The organism is Lactobacillus acetotolerans DSM 20749 = JCM 3825, from assembly GCF_001436775.1.
GTDB classification, from domain to species: domain Bacteria; phylum Bacillota; class Bacilli; order Lactobacillales; family Lactobacillaceae; genus Lactobacillus; species Lactobacillus acetotolerans.
On record NZ_AYZC01000036.1, the window covers coordinates 1 to 16,471 of the forward strand.

Annotated in this window: 14 protein-coding genes and 1 pseudogene; all 15 read left to right on the forward strand. The window is 35.8% G+C overall.

What is annotated here, in order from left to right; genetic code table 11:
• Positions 1-56: 56 nt before the first annotated feature.
• Positions 57-176, forward strand: a pseudogene (locus FC77_RS07905) (DUF3290 family protein); the annotation flags it as partial.
• A 10-nt stretch (positions 177-186) separates the two neighbouring features.
• Positions 187-831 (forward strand): DUF421 domain-containing protein, encoded by a 645-nt coding sequence (locus FC77_RS05935; protein ID WP_188864913.1) that lies wholly within the window; start codon positions 187-189, stop codon positions 829-831.
• Between the two features lie 13 nt (positions 832-844).
• Positions 845-1,669, forward strand: coding sequence for an SIR2 family NAD-dependent protein deacylase (locus FC77_RS05940; protein ID WP_056970627.1), 825 nt, complete (start codon positions 845-847; stop codon positions 1,667-1,669).
• Positions 1,670-1,681: 12 nt separating this feature from the next.
• Entirely contained in the window at positions 1,682-2,638 is a 957-nt protein-coding gene (locus FC77_RS05945) for an exonuclease domain-containing protein (RefSeq protein ID WP_056970629.1), read from the forward strand.
• Between the two features lie 95 nt (positions 2,639-2,733).
• Entirely contained in the window at positions 2,734-3,618 is an 885-nt protein-coding gene (locus FC77_RS05950; protein ID WP_056970630.1) for a DNA/RNA non-specific endonuclease, read from the forward strand.
• 33 nt (positions 3,619-3,651) lie between these two features.
• A complete protein-coding gene (locus FC77_RS05955) occupies positions 3,652-5,079 on the forward strand; it encodes a C69 family dipeptidase (RefSeq protein WP_056970632.1) in 1,428 nt (475 codons plus the stop codon).
• 331 nt (positions 5,080-5,410) lie between these two features.
• Entirely contained in the window at positions 5,411-6,496 is a 1,086-nt protein-coding gene (locus FC77_RS05960; protein WP_056970634.1) for an ABC transporter ATP-binding protein, read from the forward strand.
• Positions 6,496-7,362, forward strand: a complete 867-nt coding sequence (locus FC77_RS05965) for a carbohydrate ABC transporter permease (protein ID WP_056970635.1) — start codon at positions 6,496-6,498, stop codon at positions 7,360-7,362. Before FC77_RS05960 ends, FC77_RS05965 begins: the two co-directional genes overlap by 1 nt.
• A 1-nt stretch (position 7,363) precedes the next feature.
• Positions 7,364-8,188, forward strand: a complete 825-nt coding sequence (locus FC77_RS05970; protein WP_054682044.1) for a carbohydrate ABC transporter permease — start codon at positions 7,364-7,366, stop codon at positions 8,186-8,188.
• Entirely contained in the window at positions 8,172-9,467 is a 1,296-nt protein-coding gene (locus FC77_RS05975) for an MBL fold metallo-hydrolase (RefSeq protein ID WP_056970638.1), read from the forward strand. The genes FC77_RS05970 and FC77_RS05975 overlap by 17 nt, the downstream gene beginning before the upstream one ends.
• Before the next feature lie 48 nt (positions 9,468-9,515).
• Complete coding sequence (locus FC77_RS05980) at positions 9,516-10,814, forward strand: extracellular solute-binding protein (RefSeq protein ID WP_056970640.1); 1,299 nt, start codon at positions 9,516-9,518, stop codon at positions 10,812-10,814.
• A 145-nt stretch (positions 10,815-10,959) separates the two neighbouring features.
• Positions 10,960-11,877, forward strand: a complete 918-nt coding sequence (locus tag FC77_RS05985) for a magnesium transporter CorA family protein (RefSeq protein WP_054682047.1) — start codon at positions 10,960-10,962, stop codon at positions 11,875-11,877.
• 15 nt (positions 11,878-11,892) lie between these two features.
• Positions 11,893-12,828 (forward strand): serine hydrolase, encoded by a 936-nt coding sequence (locus FC77_RS05990; RefSeq protein ID WP_056970642.1) that lies wholly within the window; start codon positions 11,893-11,895, stop codon positions 12,826-12,828.
• A gap of 92 nt (positions 12,829-12,920) precedes the next feature.
• Positions 12,921-13,484 carry a TetR/AcrR family transcriptional regulator gene (locus FC77_RS05995; protein ID WP_056970644.1) on the forward strand — a complete coding sequence of 188 codons (564 nt, stop codon included), beginning with the start codon at positions 12,921-12,923 and terminating at the stop codon, positions 13,482-13,484.
• A 14-nt stretch (positions 13,485-13,498) separates the two neighbouring features.
• Positions 13,499-16,360: an MMPL family transporter gene (locus FC77_RS06000; protein ID WP_056970646.1), complete on the forward strand. Its 2,862-nt coding sequence runs from the start codon at positions 13,499-13,501 to the stop codon at positions 16,358-16,360.
• The last annotated feature ends 111 nt before the right edge of the window (positions 16,361-16,471 follow it).

A 16,471-nucleotide genomic window follows, 5' to 3' on the forward strand; every position in this document is an offset into this window, starting at 1 on the left:
AAACCCTGCTAACAGCTTATCATATATAAACTATCAACAGGGAATATCATAGACCCATTATTGTGCGGATAAAACCAAACAAAGAAGATTATCAATTAAATTTAAATACTGATAACAATAGTTATACCTTAAAAAGAGCTCATGTTATTGATCACCGTGTAATCGTAAAGAACTAGGAGAATAGGCATGGATTACAATCAACTTTTTGTTAAATTTGCCCTCGGCATTTTAACTATGATTTTTCAAATTAATATTTTTGGTAAAGGTAATTTGACCCCTACTACTGCGTTGGATCAGCTGCAGAATTATGTTCTCGGTGGCATTATTGGTGGTTTGATTTATAATCCTAGTATTACAATTGTGCAATTTTTACTGGTATTGGTTCTTTGGACACTGGTTGTTTTCATTTTAAAATTTGCCCGTGATCATAATAATTGGATTCGAAATTTAATTGATGGTAAACCAGTTCAGGTCATTAAAAATGGAGAAGTACAAGTTGCTAACTGTATGAAAGCCGGTATTTCTGCAAATGAGTTAATGTTTAAACTGCGGAGCCAAGGAATTTATTCAGTTGAGAAAGTTAAGAATTGTATTTTTGAACAAAATGGACAATTAACCGTAATTGAGAATGATGAGGCTAATATCCGTTTTCCAATTATCAGTGATGGTCAGGTTAGTCAGGTTAATCAAGATGTCCTTGATTTGATTCATAGAAATGAAACTTGGCTTAAACAGGAAGTAAAAAAAGCAGGGTATAATAGCATTGGTGATATTTTCTTAGGAGAATACAACGATGGGAAACTTGCATTTACTGGCTATTATAAAAAGTAGAAAAGAGATATAAATGGCAAACTTTGATCAAGCAAAAAAATTAATTGCAAGTGCAGATGCAGTAATTGTCACCGCTGGTAACGGTATGGCAAAAGAAGAAGGCCTTGATATTCTAAGCGAAGAAGGTTTTGATGATGAATTTGGAGCCATAGCTGAAAAGTATGATGTTCACACAATTGGGGATGCTTTAGATAAAAAATTTGTTTCCTGGGCTGAGCAATGGGAATTTTGGAGTAAGTTAATTGCTGAATATTCATTAAACTATGAACCAAGCACAACCATGCTTAATTTAAAGACTTTGCTTAAAAATAAAAAGTATTTCATTGCTACTTCTACTTTTGGTCATTTCTTTGAAAGTGCTGGGTTTAATGAAAATAGGATTTTTAATGCCTTTGGTGATTGGACCAAAATGCAGTGTTCTAGTGGGATTAATCATGGCTATAAGGATGACCGCGAGGTCGTGCGTCAATTTGTTTCAGCTGCTGAAGATAATCAAGTAACAGAAGAGATGGTTCCTAGATGTGAGGTATGTAATAGTGAGATGGAATTACATATGCCACTTAATGCTAATTTCTTCCCAGATACTGATGCTAATACTCGCTTTCGCTGGTTTTTAACTGGCAATGAAGATAAAAAAGTTGTCGTTTTAGAGTTGGGGGTTGATTTAACTAGCCCGCAATTACTTGATCCGATTGTTCATTTAGTAGAGAAATTCCCAAATTGGAATTATATTGCAGCAGATCTTAGTCAAAAAGATTTACCAGCTGATGTGCAAAAAAAGAGTTTGGCTTTTAATGCTGATCCACATACTTTGTTAACTGGTCTTACGCAAAAATAATAGGAGTTTTAAATGAGTATTATTGTTAAAAATGGTGCACTGCATGTTTCTGGTGCAGAAGATAAGTTGCGGCATAAAGGGATTGAACGGCCGGAATTTTTAAAAGATTACACTTTGCTTGATATTGAGACCACTGGTTTGAGTACATACCGTAATCGGGTAACCGAACTTGGCGGAATTAAAGTTAGAAACAATGAAATTGTTGATAAATATACCAATCTGCTTATTTATTCGAAGTCTAATAAGGTGCCTAAATTTATTACCAAGCTTAATGGAATCACCGAAGAAAAAATTATTAATGAAGGTATTCCGGTTAAGGAAGCCATGCATGATTTTCGTGAATTTATCGGTGATGATGTAATCGTTGGCTATAATGTTAACTTTGATTTGAATTTTTTATATGATTTGACGAAAAAATTTAAATTACCAGAATTATCTAATGATTATGTCGATGTATTGCGGTTAGCTCGAGTTTATTACCCTAGGGAGCGACATAACCGGTTAATCGATTGCATGCAGCGTGCAAATATTGCCAAAGTCGAGCAACACCGCGGTTTAGATGACTCAATTGATACTAAAAAAGTGTACGACGATTTTCGCGAACATTTTACACCGGCTTTACTGAAAAGAGCTCAAGGTAAAGTAAAGAATATAAATTTAGTTGAGGATGAATTAGAGCCGTGGCAAATTGGCTACCGTAATCCAATTAATAATAAAAAAATTGTCTTTTCTGGTAATATTCACATGAATGCGGATGAAGCCAAGAAAATGGTCAGTAATTTAGGTGGAGAAAATCAAAAAGAAGTAACTCCGTATACTAATTATTTAATTATGGGAGACCATGATTTCTTTAGAAAAGATAATTCAGATCTGAATAAAGCTAGAGATTTAATAAAAACGGGTGCAAAGATTAAGCGCCTATCTGAAAGTTTCTTTTTAAGTATGTTAGATGATTGGGCAAGAAGTTAAAAAAGTAGAGGATATCCTCTGCTTTTTTCTTATTTTATTGCAAACAAAAGTTCGATTGATTATACTTATTCAGTATTAATGAGGAGGATAATTCAATGGCTCGTAGACGCAGACGAAAACGTAAAAATGGGAATACTACTCCTTTATCGGTTTTAATAGTTGCAATTATAATTGTATGGGGCTTTTATACCAAAGCTGGTAGTAAGCCCAACGGTTCTAACATAGCAAATCAGGATTCTAGCAAGCCTACTTCAACTATGAATAACAATAGTACCCTTAAAAGTGCTAAACCAGCTCAGAAAATTTATGGTGGTTTATCCAAATCTGATTATGATAAATTAGCAAAACTAAATTTTAAGAGTGGCGATGGGGCTTATGTGACTGTTAATCAAGATAAATCTACCCTGATTAAACATGCTTGGAAGGTTAACCGGGTAATTTATTCAAATTTGGATAATCTAAATAGGACGTCACATTCTAATACTGCTTTTTTAGAAAAAAGAAACGTAGCTAATGATAGTCTGCGTGTAAGGCAGGTTGTTGAACCTACAGCATGGCATTATAACCGCCGTAACGGGCAACAAATTTATAACCGTGGACACCTTATTGCTTACTCTGTTTCCGCGGGGATTGATCAAGATGGGGATTATGAGCCGAATAATTTATCTGGTGACCAAAATAATCCTAAGAATTTATTTACCCAATCCGCTTTCTCTAACCAAAAAATACAAACAATTTTTGAAAGCCAGGTTAGAGATGCACTGCGGGATAATGAAAAGATCATTTATCAGGCGACTCCAATTTTTCGTGGAAATGAACTGATGGCCCGTGGTATTAATTTACAGGCTGTATCAAGTGATGGCAGTTTGGACTTTAATGTTTATTTATTTAACGTTCAGCCAGGTTACGTATTTAATTATCATAATGGTCGTGCGAAAGTTGATCATCAAATGCGAGTTAATAGTAAAATGGGTGTATGACTTTAGGTATTAAAAAATAAAGAGGTTAGCAATATGAAAAAAGATAATTGTACTGCGATGTTAGTTGGTAAAGATGCCAGTATTGATGGTTCAACCATGATTGCCCGTGATGAAGACGGGTACGCAGGCATAAATGAAAAGCTTTTTGTAGTGAATAAAGCTAAACATTATGATGAGAATTATGTTTCAAAGTATAACGGTTTTAAAATGCACCTTGAAGGTGACGGCTGCAAGTGGACAGCTGCCCCAACAGCTGATAGTAGCGAAGGCCGTTGGGATGAGCAGGGTATAAATGAATACAACGTTGCAATGACTGCCACTGAAACCGAAGCAACCAATGCCCGCTGTTTGGGACATGATCCTTTGGTTAAAAAAGGTATTAATGAAGATGCGATGTTATATATCACTTTGCCATTCGTTAAGACGGCACGTGAGGGTGTAAAGCGTCTGGGGCAATTGATTGAAAAATATGGTACCGGTGAAACTAACGGAATTGCCTTTTCGGATAACAAAGAAATTTGGTACTTTGAAACAGGTGCTGGTCACCAGTGGGTAGCTGCCCGAGTACCCGATGATTCGTATGCAATTTGCCCTAATATTATGGTGATTCAAAAGATTGATTTTGATGATCCAGATAACTTTATGTTTGCTTCCACTATTCGTGATTTTGTTAAAAAGAATCATTTAAACAATAGTAATGATGGTTCCTTTAACTTTAGAAATATTTTTGGTACGCAGGATGAAGCGGATGCCTTTTACAATACGCCGAGAATTTGGTATGGCCAAAAATTATTTAATCCAAGTATTGAACAGGATCCAACTAGCCAAGAAATGCCTTTTACTAGAAAGCCAGAAAGAAAGATCGGCATTGAGGATGTACAGAAGTTTTTAACCAGTCACTATAACGGGACGCCTTATGATCCAATGGATACTTATTCTTCAGGAGATAAGAAGGATCAAAAGAAATTTCGTTCTATTGCTTTGGATAGAAACCAAGAATCCAGCATTTTGCAAATTAGGAATAATGTTCCAGCTAGGTTTGCCGCGATTCAATGGATAAATATGGGTTTTTATGCATATTCTCCATATGTTCCTTTCTATACTAATATTGAAGATACTCCACTTAATTATAAGATTGCTGAACACACTGTTGATCCAGATAACAGTGCATATTGGCTTTATAAGACTTTGCAAGTATTAGTTGAGCCGCGTTTCCACCAATATGTTTACCAAGTTAATGCTTATCGTGATGATTGTCAGAGTTATGGAATTGGTCGGGTTGAAAAGACCGACCAAGCGGCTGAAGATATGGATCAGGAAGAGTTGGTTAAATATTTGACGACCGCTAATGATCAAACAGCTGGGGTCATTACTAAGAAGACCAAGGCATTAATGAGTGATTTAATAAGGCAAGCACTTAATTCTTCTAAATATCAATTTGAACGTGGCGACAATTTATAATTATTAATTGGCTATATTATTGGGCAATGTTCGGATAATTTTTTTAATAATAAAATAAATATTACTTAAAAGGCTACAGCGCGAAAGCTGTAGCCTTTTTGTATCCTCCAAGATAAATTGAGTACTATATCTTGTAAATAAGAACATTTCAATCATAAATTATATAATAATTAATGTTTTATCCACAAAAGTAAAAAATCAAGTAAAAATGAAGTTTGTTTCACGGAAACTACGAATTTTAGGTGAAATAAATTTGTGCTTTTTCAGGGTTTATCTTAAAATTAAATAAGAAATTAACAATTAATAACAAGATATAGTGGTGTGTAAATGTATGGGTAATGATAAATTCGTTGAAGTAAAGAACCTTAAAAAGGTATATAACAACGGTCATGAAGCTATTAAAGACGTTAGTTTTTCAGTAAAAAAAGGCGATTTGGTTTGTTTGCTCGGACCTTCTGGGTGCGGAAAAACGACCATTTTAAATATATTGGCTGGTTTGCTTAGCCCAACGAGTGGAGACATTCTTTTTGATGGCAAATCGGTGGTAAAGACAGCTCCTAAGGATAGGCATATTGGATACGTTTTTCAAAATTATTCCTTATATCCGCATATGTCAGTCTTACAAAATGTTATGTTTCCGCTAGTTGTCGGTAAAAATAAGAAGCCGAAAGCCGAAGCAAAAAAAATCGCCGAAAAATACATGAAATTAGCACAAATTAGTGATTTAGCTGATCAAAGGCCACATAACCTTTCCGGTGGACAACAGCAACGTGTAGCCATTGCGCGTGCATTAGTTGGGGAACCAAAGATTTTACTTATGGATGAGCCCCTAAGTAACTTGGATGCCCGTTTACGGTTAAAGATCCGTGAAGAAATTAGGTCTCTTGTTAAAGAAGTTGGTATCACCACTTTATTTGTTACACACGATCAAGAAGAAGCTTTATCAATTGGCGATAAAATCATTCTTTTTAACGATGGGGTTATTCAGCAGGATGACCTTGGGCAGAATTTTTATTTGAAGCCTAACAATTATTTTGTTGCCAACTTTGTTGGTAATCCAGTTATTGATAACTTTAAAGTTAAAAAAGATGATGGCAAGATAAAGGCCAAAGATTTTGAAATTAATGTTGATGATTTAGATCAGGATCGTTTTAAACGTGAAATTCCAGATGGTGATTATATACTTTCGGTTCGTCCTGAAAATATTTTGCCGGATGAAAATGGTGGCTTACCAGTTCACGTTGATGATATTGAACTAATTGGTCGTGAACGGATTTTGAAATTTGAACATGATGGTAAACAGGCCCGTTCACTGGTAGATTTAGAAGCCCCAATTAAAGTCGGCGATGATATTAAGCTGAAAATGCGTCTAGATCGTATTTTCCTGTTCACACCTGACGGGGAGCGTGTTTACTGATGAAGACAAATCAAAAAAAGGCTTGGCTATTTTTAGCACCAACAATTATTTTTGTAACTTTCTTTAGTATTTATCCAATTCTGCGGGCTTTTGTGATGAGTTTTCAAAGTGGCTCATTGATCAATTTATCCTGGTCTGGTTTAAGTAATTATCAATATTTATTTAAAGATCCAGAATTTTGGTTAGCCATCAAAAATACCGCTTTATACGCACTTATTTCTGTACCAATTGGTTTGGCTATTTCGATTTTGTTAGCTTGGATTATTTTTAGTAAGGTTAAACATAAGTCTTTTTTTGAAACAACCTTCTTTATGCCTTATGTTACTTCGACGATTGCTATTGGAATCGTGTTCCGTTATATCTTCAATGGGGACTATGGTTTACTTAATTTCGTACTTCGTTGTCTACATTTACCCGCCCCAATTTGGATTGATGATCCATCGATGTCACTGACTACAATCATTATTTTTGGAATCTGGACCTCTTTAGCATTTAACATCGTAATTTTGATGGGTGCATTAAGGAATATTGATCCTAATTTTTATACAGTGGCTGATATGTATGGTGCCAGTGGAGCAGAAAAATTTTGGCGAATCACTATGCCTGAATTAATCCCAACGCTTGCGTTTCTATTAACAATGAATATTATCGGTGCCTTTAAGGTTTATACGTCTGTATATGCTCTGTTCAATGGACAAGCGGGTGTCGGGAATTCAGGAACAACGGCAGTATTCTATATTTATAATAAATTCCAAATTGTTGGAACACCTGGTGTGGCAATGGCTGCTACGGTCGTGTTGTTCCTAATTATTCTGTTCATTACTTTTTTACAACGTAAAATGATGAAGAAGATTGGAGAAAATTAAAATGAAGAGAATTCGTTGGGGTGTCGTATTGGGCTACATTATTTTAGTTATATTTGCAATAATCACAGTTTTTCCCTTCATTTATATGATTTTAGGTGGGTTAATGAGTTTTCAAGAAACCACGTCGATTCCGCCAACAATTATTCCCAAGCACTTTGAGTGGGGCAACTACGCTAAGGTTTTTGCGCAGGCTCCCTTTGCCCGTTACTTCTTTAATACTTTTGTAACGGCAAGTATTACAACTATTGTTAGTCTGTTTAATTCGTTACTTGGTGCCTTTGCGATGGTCAACCTGCAATTTAAAGGCAAACGTTTCATTCAAATTATTTTGCTTTCATTATTAATGGTTCCAGGCGAAGTAATTATCTTTACCAATTACAACACCATTGCCAGAATGGGATTGCTTAATACGTATATTGGCTTGGTTTTACCATTTCTAACTTCAATCTTTTACATGTATTACCTGCAAAGTTACTTTGGTTCAATTTCTAGCACTATTTATAAAGCTGCAATGATTGATGGAGCTAGTGATTGGGAGTATATCTGGAAAATTTTGGTGCCAATGTCTAAAGGTGGTTTGTTTACGGTTGGACTACTTAGCTTCATTTCTGGCTGGAATTCATTTCTGTGGCCATTACTGGTAACTAATGAAGACAGCATGCGCCTGTTAAACAACGGGTTATCGGCCTTTGCATCTGATGCTGGGAGTGAAACTCAACTGCAACTGGCAGCGGCTACTTTAACAGTTTTGCCAATATTGATTTTGTACCTTATTTTTAGAAAACAAATTATTCGAGGAGTAGTTCGCAATGACCTTAAAGGATAAAACAACTGTTACTTTTTATAATGGCTTAAACACAATCGGTGGGCCAATGATTGAAGTCGCATATGGTAAATCGCACGTATTATTTGATCTAGGTGAGGTATATCGTCCAGAACTTAATTTACCCGATGAAAGTTATCAAACTTTAATTCAAAATAAATTGATTGGTGACGTACCTAATTTCTATGACCCAAAGATTACTGGTAAGAAGATTGATACAGATAGATGGGAGCATTCAGCGGCTTATATGTCGCACCTGCATTTAGATCACAGTAAAGCCATGAATTTACTGGCACCGGAAATACCGCTGTATGCGGGCTCGATCACAGCACACATGCTTCCTGCTTTAAATGAAAAAGGTGACTTTCTTTTGCCGGCTGCTGGGCACAAAAGTAACTATACCCGGTCAATTATTGCTGCAAAATACAAAAAGCCGATTCATGTGGGAGATATTACATTAGAAATTTGGCCAAGTGATCATGATGCTTATGGTGCCACTGGTCTTATCATTACTACTCCAGATAAGAAAATTTCTTACACTGGTGATATTCGCCTTCATGGTTATCACCCAGATTGGGTACATGAATATCTGACTGCTTCTAAGGGCTGTGATTTATTCATTAGTGAAGCTACTGGCGTTTCTTGGCCAGAAGAAAAAAATGATAAAGATAGTGAAGAGTTTACCGGTCCTAAAAATGAGAAAGAATTAACGGAGGATATCGTTAATTTGCAAAAAGAGAATCCTAACCGGCAAATTACCTTTAATACTTACCCAACTAATGTGGAACGCCTTTTACGAATCATTGCAGATTCGCCGCGTAAGGTTGTGCTTTACGCTGAACGTGCGCATTTACTCAAAGAAAGCTTCAAGAAAGACTATCCATATTACTATTTGCCAGGGGACAAAAAGTTTACGGATCTTAAACCAGAATTAGAAGTTTCTTATAGTGATCTTTTAGATGATGATCATAAATACCTCTGGCAAGCTGTCAGTGACTTTGATAGGTTACAAAAAGGCGGACTTTACATTCATTCTAATGCTGAACCATTAGGAGACTTTGATCCAGCATATAAGCCTTTTGTAGAGCAATTTGCTAAGGATGGTATTGAGTATAAGGCCCTGCGTTGTTCTGGTCACGCAGATGAAAAAGAACTGAAAGAGATTATTTCGGAGGTTCAACCAGCTATTTTAATACCGGTGCACACATTACATCCGGAGTTGGAAGAGAACCCATATGGTAAACGGATTTTACCTAAACGTGGTCAAACGATTACGCTTTAGTGAATCAAAAATTTGTTGTTTAGTTTTATTTTTGGGAGGATATACCAAATGAAGTTCGGTAAAAAGCTAGCTATTACAGCTATTGCTGGTTTAGCTTTGATGGGAACTGCTGCTTGTTCCAAAGGCGGCAATTCTTCGTCAAGTTCTGAAAAGATTCCATCGAAAGTTACCAAAAAGACCAACGTTGTCTTCTGGCATGGAATGACTGGTGTTCAACAATCTACTTTGCAAACATTGACTAAAGAATTCGAAAAGAAGAATCCTAAGATTAGTGTTAAGCTTGAAAACCAAGGTGCTTATAATGATTTGCAGGCTAAGATCAATTCAACTTTGCAATCACCAAATAATTTGCCAACTATTACACAAGCCTACCCGGGTTGGCTATGGAATGCTGCACAAAATAAAATGTTGGTTGACCTGAAACCATACATCAATAATAAGGATGTCGGCTGGGGCAGTGCTAAGAATTCTGATATTAGAACGGAACTACTTGATGGTGCTAAAATTAAGGGCACCCAATACGGTATTCCATTTAATAAATCGATCGAAACTTTAACATATAATGCTGACATGTTTAAGAAATATGGCATTAAAAAAGCTCCTACTACTATGCAAGAGTTAAAACAAGATTCTGAAACCATTTATAAGAAGAGTAATCATAAGGTTGTTGGTGCCGGCTTTGACTCACTTTCTAACTATTATGTTCTTGGGATGAAGAACCAAGGAACCGACTTTTCAAACAAGATCAATTTCACTGGTCCACAATCAAAGAAGCTTATTAATTATTATGCTGATGGTGTTAAGAAGGGTTACTTTAGAGTAGCTGGTTCAGAGCATTACTTATCCGGTCCCTTTGCTAACCAAAAGGTTGCGATGTTTATTGGTACATCTGCAGGCGAAGGCTTTGTTAAACAAGGTGTAGGTAAGAAATTTACTTACGATGAAGCCCCACGTCCAGGCAAATATACTATGCAACAAGGCACGGATATTTATATGTTCAAGCATGCATCAGCTAACCAAAAGGCTGCGGCATTTAAGTACATTAAGTTCTTAGTATCTAAATCTAGTCAACTTAAATGGGCTAACGCAACTGGTTATATTCCAGTTAACGAAGGCGTAGTTAAATCAAGTGCATACAAGTCTAACAAGAACTTGAAGCTTCCTGCTAAGCTTGAAAGTGCCATGAAGTATTTGTATAGTGTTCCGGTTGCTAAGAACTCCAATGCGGCTTACCAACAATTGAATCCAGTTATGCAAACAATTCTCTCTGCAGCACAAAAGAAACAAAATGTTAATAATGCTATCAAAGCAGGTAAATCTAAATTTGATGCTGCTTGGAAGCAATAAAACTAAGTAACAAATATTATTTAGGGAAACAGGCCGTAAAGCCTGTTTTTTTCTTGCGTCATTTTGAACTACTAAATGATAAGATAGTAAAGTTGAAAAATGAATGTTACGATTAATTAGATGAAAAATTTAGAGGTGAGATTGATTGATCAGACAGCAAAGTTTCCCCGTTGAAACTAAGTATAAATGGTACGATATTAGCAATTTAAGTGAAGAGGATAGCGATAAGTTACAGGATGAATTTAATTTTACCCCTGATATAATTTCCTATATTTCCGATCAACACGAACGTCCACACTATGATTACGATATTCATACTCATATTCATTTGCTTGTTTATGATGTGCCAATTTGGCCTACAAATTCGATTAAACACTTTACATCCCGTCCAATTACCCTTTTAGTTTTGGGAGAAAATATTTTTACTTTTCATACTGAAGCAACTAGTTATGTTCTTGATGAATTTAATGATGAACATATGCGGGAACAATTATCTGAAGCAAAGGATGTAACTGAGCTTCTCATGAAATTTTTACTTTATTCGTCGCAATATTTTCAACGTGCCATTACCCAGTTAGATGTGGAACGTAATAGTCTGGATCAAAAGTTATCGGATGATATTGATAACAAAGATTTAGTTGAATTATCTAATATTGAAAAGAGTCTAGTTTACCTTTCTAGCTCTATTCAAACCGACTTAATGATGTTGCACAGCTTGGACCACTCTAAATTAGAATTTACTAAAGCGGCTAAAGAACGACTTGATGACGTTTTGATTGAAACAAATCAATCCGCAGAAATGGTTAAAATTTCTCATCAGGTTACTAAAACTTTGTCGGCGACCTCAAATAATATGATGGATAATAATTTGAACGATACCATGAAATTCTTGACTGTTTGGTCATTAGTTTTAACGATCCCAACGATTTTAACAGGCTTTTATGGTATGAATGTTAGCTTGCCAGTGGGGCACAGTTCTTTTGATTGGATTGTAATTATTGCTCTTACCATACTGCTGATGGTTTGGTTAATCGTGTTAATGAAACGACATCATTTCTTCTAAATTCGAGGATAGATTATGAAAAACAAAGTACTTATTGGCTCACTTATTGCAACGCTTTTTTCTTTTATGCTTTATTCTGCTAGCTTAAAAAGGGTGCAAAATTCTACTATTCGGGTAATTGGGCCTAAAACTAGTAGCACATTGAAAACAAATAAGAAGCAACTTCCTAAAGTCAAAGAACCTAAGGTTAATTCGGTTGAGTATACTAACCACGTTAAGGTGGATAAAGGGAGTCAGCAGGATTTAACCAAACAAATAAAACAGGTGATGGGAACTAGTGCCAGTTACCAAGTTTCAGTTCAAAATTTAAATAAATCTTCTAAATACGCTCGGGTTGCTAACAGTTCTAAAGTTCATGGAGTAGATGACACGATGAAGTTATTCTTGCTTGCAGCAATCTACCACCAAGAACAAAAAGGTAAATTAACTTCTAAAACAGCAATTAAAGTTAAAAAATCTGATCGTGTTAAAGGTGAAAAGATGTTAAAGACCGGAATGGCATACGGAATTGCTTATTTGAAGCGTGCGATGATGCGTGGTGATAAAACCGCGGCTAACGCATTACTTAGAAGAGTAAAGCCAAGTAAGGTTAATTCGGTTGCCCAAAAGTTAGGTGCAACGGATACAGCGATCTCACAAAACTTTACTTCTCCAGCAGGTAAAACATCCGCCGATGATTTAGCTAAAGCCATGACGGGTATCTATCAAGGCAAAGGCCTTAATAGACAATATGCTGCTATGGTTTTGAATTCTTTGCGGCTTGTTAAAACTAAGCCAAAGCTAGTACAAGGTATTTCAGGTGGTGTTTACGCAATCGGTGATAACAATTCAGCTGCGGCAATTGTCCAAGGCAAGAGTTATTCGTACTGTATGACCGTGTGGAGTAATCGTAATGATAAGTTTGCCAAATTAGGTAAGACAATTGATACTTGGCAAAAGAAACATCATTAAAATGACCTCTTTCTAATTTACAAATTGTAGATTGTATTCTTCACTGTGTAATGCTATATTGTTTACTATGCTAAGATAAGGAGAGGTGAGAAATGACACAAAAAAGAACTTTAGATTTAAACAAGATAATCAATCAAACTATTGAATTGATCCGAGATAAAGGATTGGCGGAGACGACAATGCCAGCTTTAGCTGAGGCTCTTGGTGTACGATCCCAATCGCTTTATCATTATGTTTCAGGAAGAAAGCAACTCTTGTCTTTGGTAGGAGCTAATCGAATCAAAGTTTTAGAACAAAAATTAGTTAAAAATTTGATTGGTTTTTCTGGTTATTCTGCATTACTAAAGTTTGCAGATATAATTAGGGATTTCGTCTTAAATGATCCGGCCCTATCTAGTATTCTTTACCATTTAAATGAATATTCAAAAGATGCTGCGATCAATCGTGAAATTCTTAATATCATTGCTTTAGCTGAGAAATTAAATCTAGAGAAAGATAATGCCATTTCACTTCATGCTTTGATTGGTGCTGTCCTTGGCTATGTCTTTTTGGATAAATCATCATTTTTTTCAAATGAAAGTAAAGATGAAGCTAATAGTAATTATCATGAGATGATTTTGCGTCTTGTACAACCAACAACTATTTTGCAAAATTAGGGAGGAATAAAATAGTGCAAAAATATTTAAAAAACCACGTCTTTTCACTAATTGCATGGATTTTAATTTTAATTATTTCAGTTGTTGCTTTACCTAATATTACCCAGTTAACGCGCCAACACTCAAATGTGTCGTTACCAAGTAATGTTCAAAGTGAAGTTGCACAAACGATCCAAAATGATTGGGGTTCAAAGAAAAAGAATACCTATGAAGTAGCGATCGTTTTCAATAAACAACACGGTAAACTAAGCGAAGCTGATAAGACGGCGATTAATAATACCGCTAACTATTTAGAAAGTCATAAGAAGCAGTATGGCATTAAGGATGCTTTAAGTCCTAATGAAAATATTGCTACTAAGAAAAAACTGCAATCTAAAGATGGTACAACGTGGATAATGCAATTAAATATTGCTAAGAGTCACGCGCCAATAAATGAAGTTGAAAACCAGATTAATAGGGTTGCGAAAACAGAAGGTATCCGAACTTACGTAACAGGTGCAGATGCTTTACAGAACGCATTTTCAAATTCAATCCAAGAAGGAATTAAGAAGACTGAGATAATTACAATTATTTTCATCTTTATTGTCCTGATTATTGTATTTAGATCACCAATTGTTCCGTTAATTTCATTACTTACTGTTGGTGTATCTTTCATTACATCTTTCTCAATTGTTACCAACTTAGTTGAGCACTTTAACTTCCCATTTTCTAACTTTACACAAGTATTTATGATCATAGTTCTGTTTGGTATAGGAACAGATTACAATATCTTGCTGTATGATAAATTTAAAGAGAATTTAGGCAAAGGGATGGACAGATATAAGGCAATGAAGGATTCCCTGCGTGTTGCCGGTAAAACTATTCTTTATTCTGGTGCAACAATCCTAATTGGTTTTATTGCATTGAGTCTGGCCAAATTCTCAGTTTATCAATCAGCTGTTGGTGTAGCTGTAGGTGTTGCAACTTTGTTAGTTGTACTTCTGACTTTAAACCCATTCTTTATGGCCGTTCTCGGTGAGAAAATGTTCTGGCCGGTTAAGAAGTTTGCTGGTGAGAGTGAAGATAAGTTATGGCATGGTATTTCTAAGAGTACTTTAGCCCATCCAATTATTTTCTTACTTGTTTTAGCCGCAGTTGTAACCCCATTTAGCTTAATGTATTCGGGACATTTAAATTATGATGACACTGATGAAGTGGCTGATAATGTTCCAGCTAAAGCCGGTCTTTTGGTAGTACAAAAGCACTTCTCAAAAGGGATGGCTGAACCATCATACCTTTATATAAAGAGTAAGCACCGTTTAGATAATGAAGCCAACTTGAAGTTGATTGATCAAGTAACCAAGAAACTGCAAGCCTCTAAAGACGTTTCATTCGCTACCTCAGTTACTCAACCTTATGGAGAAGCAATTAGTCCACTTTATGTTAACAGCCAATTAGGAACAGTTAATGATGGAGTTGATGAAGCCCGTTCCGGTTTAGGTAAATTAAGTAAAGGAAGTAAAAAAGTCACTTCCGGCGCAAACAAATTACAAAGCGGAGCTGACCAACTACAAGGTGGTACTGGTACCCTTAAAGATGGTGTTGGTCGCTTGCAAAGTGGTAGTGAAAAACTAACTAATGGTTTAAATGAATTAAGTTCACAAATTTCGAGCCAATCAGGCGCACAATCTGCTGCTATGGCAAGAATAGGCAATAGTTATAGCACTAGTTTAGTTAAGAATATTAATGGGCTTTCTGGCTTAAATGCTCAGCAAAAGGGAGCCGCTATTCAAGCTGCAAATGCTGCAATGCAATCAGCAATGAGCAGTGCTCAATCATCTAATGATTCAACAGCACGATTACAAGCTGCTGTTGGTCAATTAGCTGCCGGTTCAAGTCAATTGAGCTCGGGATTAGGTTCATTAAGTACCGGTGTTGGTCAATTAGATTCTGGCACCAGTCAATTAAGTAGTGGTGCTGGCAAGTTAGCTACGAAATCGCCTAAGATTACTTCTGGAATTGATGATGTTAATAACGGATTAGGCCAAGGGGAAACTTACCTGCGTGGTTTAGGTTCCTCTGCAGCTGCCAATACTTTCTATATTCCTGAGGAATATCTTAAGAATGATATGTTCCAGAATTCAATCAAGGCATATTTAAGTCCAAATAAAAAATCTGCAATGATAGTTGTGGTCTTTAATTCTAACCCGAGTGCTACTGAAGCTACTCAGAAATCGCAAGAACTTAGTGCTATGGCTAAAAAGTCATTCCAAGGAACCACTCTTTCTAATGCTAAGGTAGCCATGGGTGGACAAAGTTCTAAGATTGAAGATACTAAGAATATAGCTAGTGGTGACTTTATTAGAACTGCGGCTATTATGTTAATTGGTATTGGTATTGCCCTAATCTTTGTAACTCGTTCACTACTACAACCAATTTACATTTTAGGAACTTTACTTATTGCTTACTTATGTTCACTATCTATCAACCAGTGGATTGTTAAAGCTTTGCTTGGCAGAAACATGTTGACATGGAATACGCCATTCTTTAGTTTCATTATGCTGATTGCATTAGGTGTCGATTACAGCATCTTCCTGATGACGAGGTATCGTGAACTTGAGAATGAAGGTATAACTAGTCCTAGTGAGAGAATTTTACATGCGTCTGGTATTATCGGAAAAGTTGTTATTTCAGCAGCTATTATCTTGGGTGGTACTTTTGCAGCGTTGATTCCTTCAGGTATCCCAACCTTGATTGAGGTTGCTCTGACAGTTATTGTTGGTTTAATTATTTTAATCTTTATTATGCCAATTACTTTATCAGCTGGCATAAAGCTAACTTATGGAGGGCTTAATTGGAATAAATTTAAGATATCTAAGAAGAAGCATAAACATTAAAATTTTGCTTTAGGCAAAAGAGGTTAAAGATTTCAAAAAATGGAGGCTTTGACCTCTTTTTTTCTACTCTAAGTCAAGTCATATTAATGATTTGGCTTATTTATTTTCTTT

Bases quoted from the DNA above. Each gene is read 5' to 3' on its own strand.
- FC77_RS05965 (WP_056970635.1), top strand. From the start codon at position 6,496: ATGAAGACAAATCAAAAAAAGGCTTGGCTATTTTTAGCACCAACAATT.
- FC77_RS05975 (WP_056970638.1), top strand. From the start codon at position 8,172: ATGACCTTAAAGGATAAAACAACTGTTACTTTTTATAATGGCTTAAAC.
- FC77_RS05940 (WP_056970627.1), top strand. From the start codon at position 845: ATGGCAAACTTTGATCAAGCAAAAAAATTAATTGCAAGTGCAGATGCA.
- FC77_RS05980 (WP_056970640.1), top strand. From the start codon at position 9,516: ATGAAGTTCGGTAAAAAGCTAGCTATTACAGCTATTGCTGGTTTAGCT.
- FC77_RS05945 (WP_056970629.1), top strand. From the start codon at position 1,682: ATGAGTATTATTGTTAAAAATGGTGCACTGCATGTTTCTGGTGCAGAA.
- FC77_RS05995 (WP_056970644.1), top strand. From the start codon at position 12,921: ATGACACAAAAAAGAACTTTAGATTTAAACAAGATAATCAATCAAACT.
- FC77_RS05955 (WP_056970632.1), top strand. From the start codon at position 3,652: ATGAAAAAAGATAATTGTACTGCGATGTTAGTTGGTAAAGATGCCAGT.
- FC77_RS05970 (WP_054682044.1), top strand. From the start codon at position 7,364: ATGAAGAGAATTCGTTGGGGTGTCGTATTGGGCTACATTATTTTAGTT.
- FC77_RS05950 (WP_056970630.1), top strand. From the start codon at position 2,734: ATGGCTCGTAGACGCAGACGAAAACGTAAAAATGGGAATACTACTCCT.
- FC77_RS05990 (WP_056970642.1), top strand. From the start codon at position 11,893: ATGAAAAACAAAGTACTTATTGGCTCACTTATTGCAACGCTTTTTTCT.
- FC77_RS05935 (WP_188864913.1), top strand. From the start codon at position 187: ATGGATTACAATCAACTTTTTGTTAAATTTGCCCTCGGCATTTTAACT.
- FC77_RS05960 (WP_056970634.1), top strand. From the start codon at position 5,411: ATGGGTAATGATAAATTCGTTGAAGTAAAGAACCTTAAAAAGGTATAT.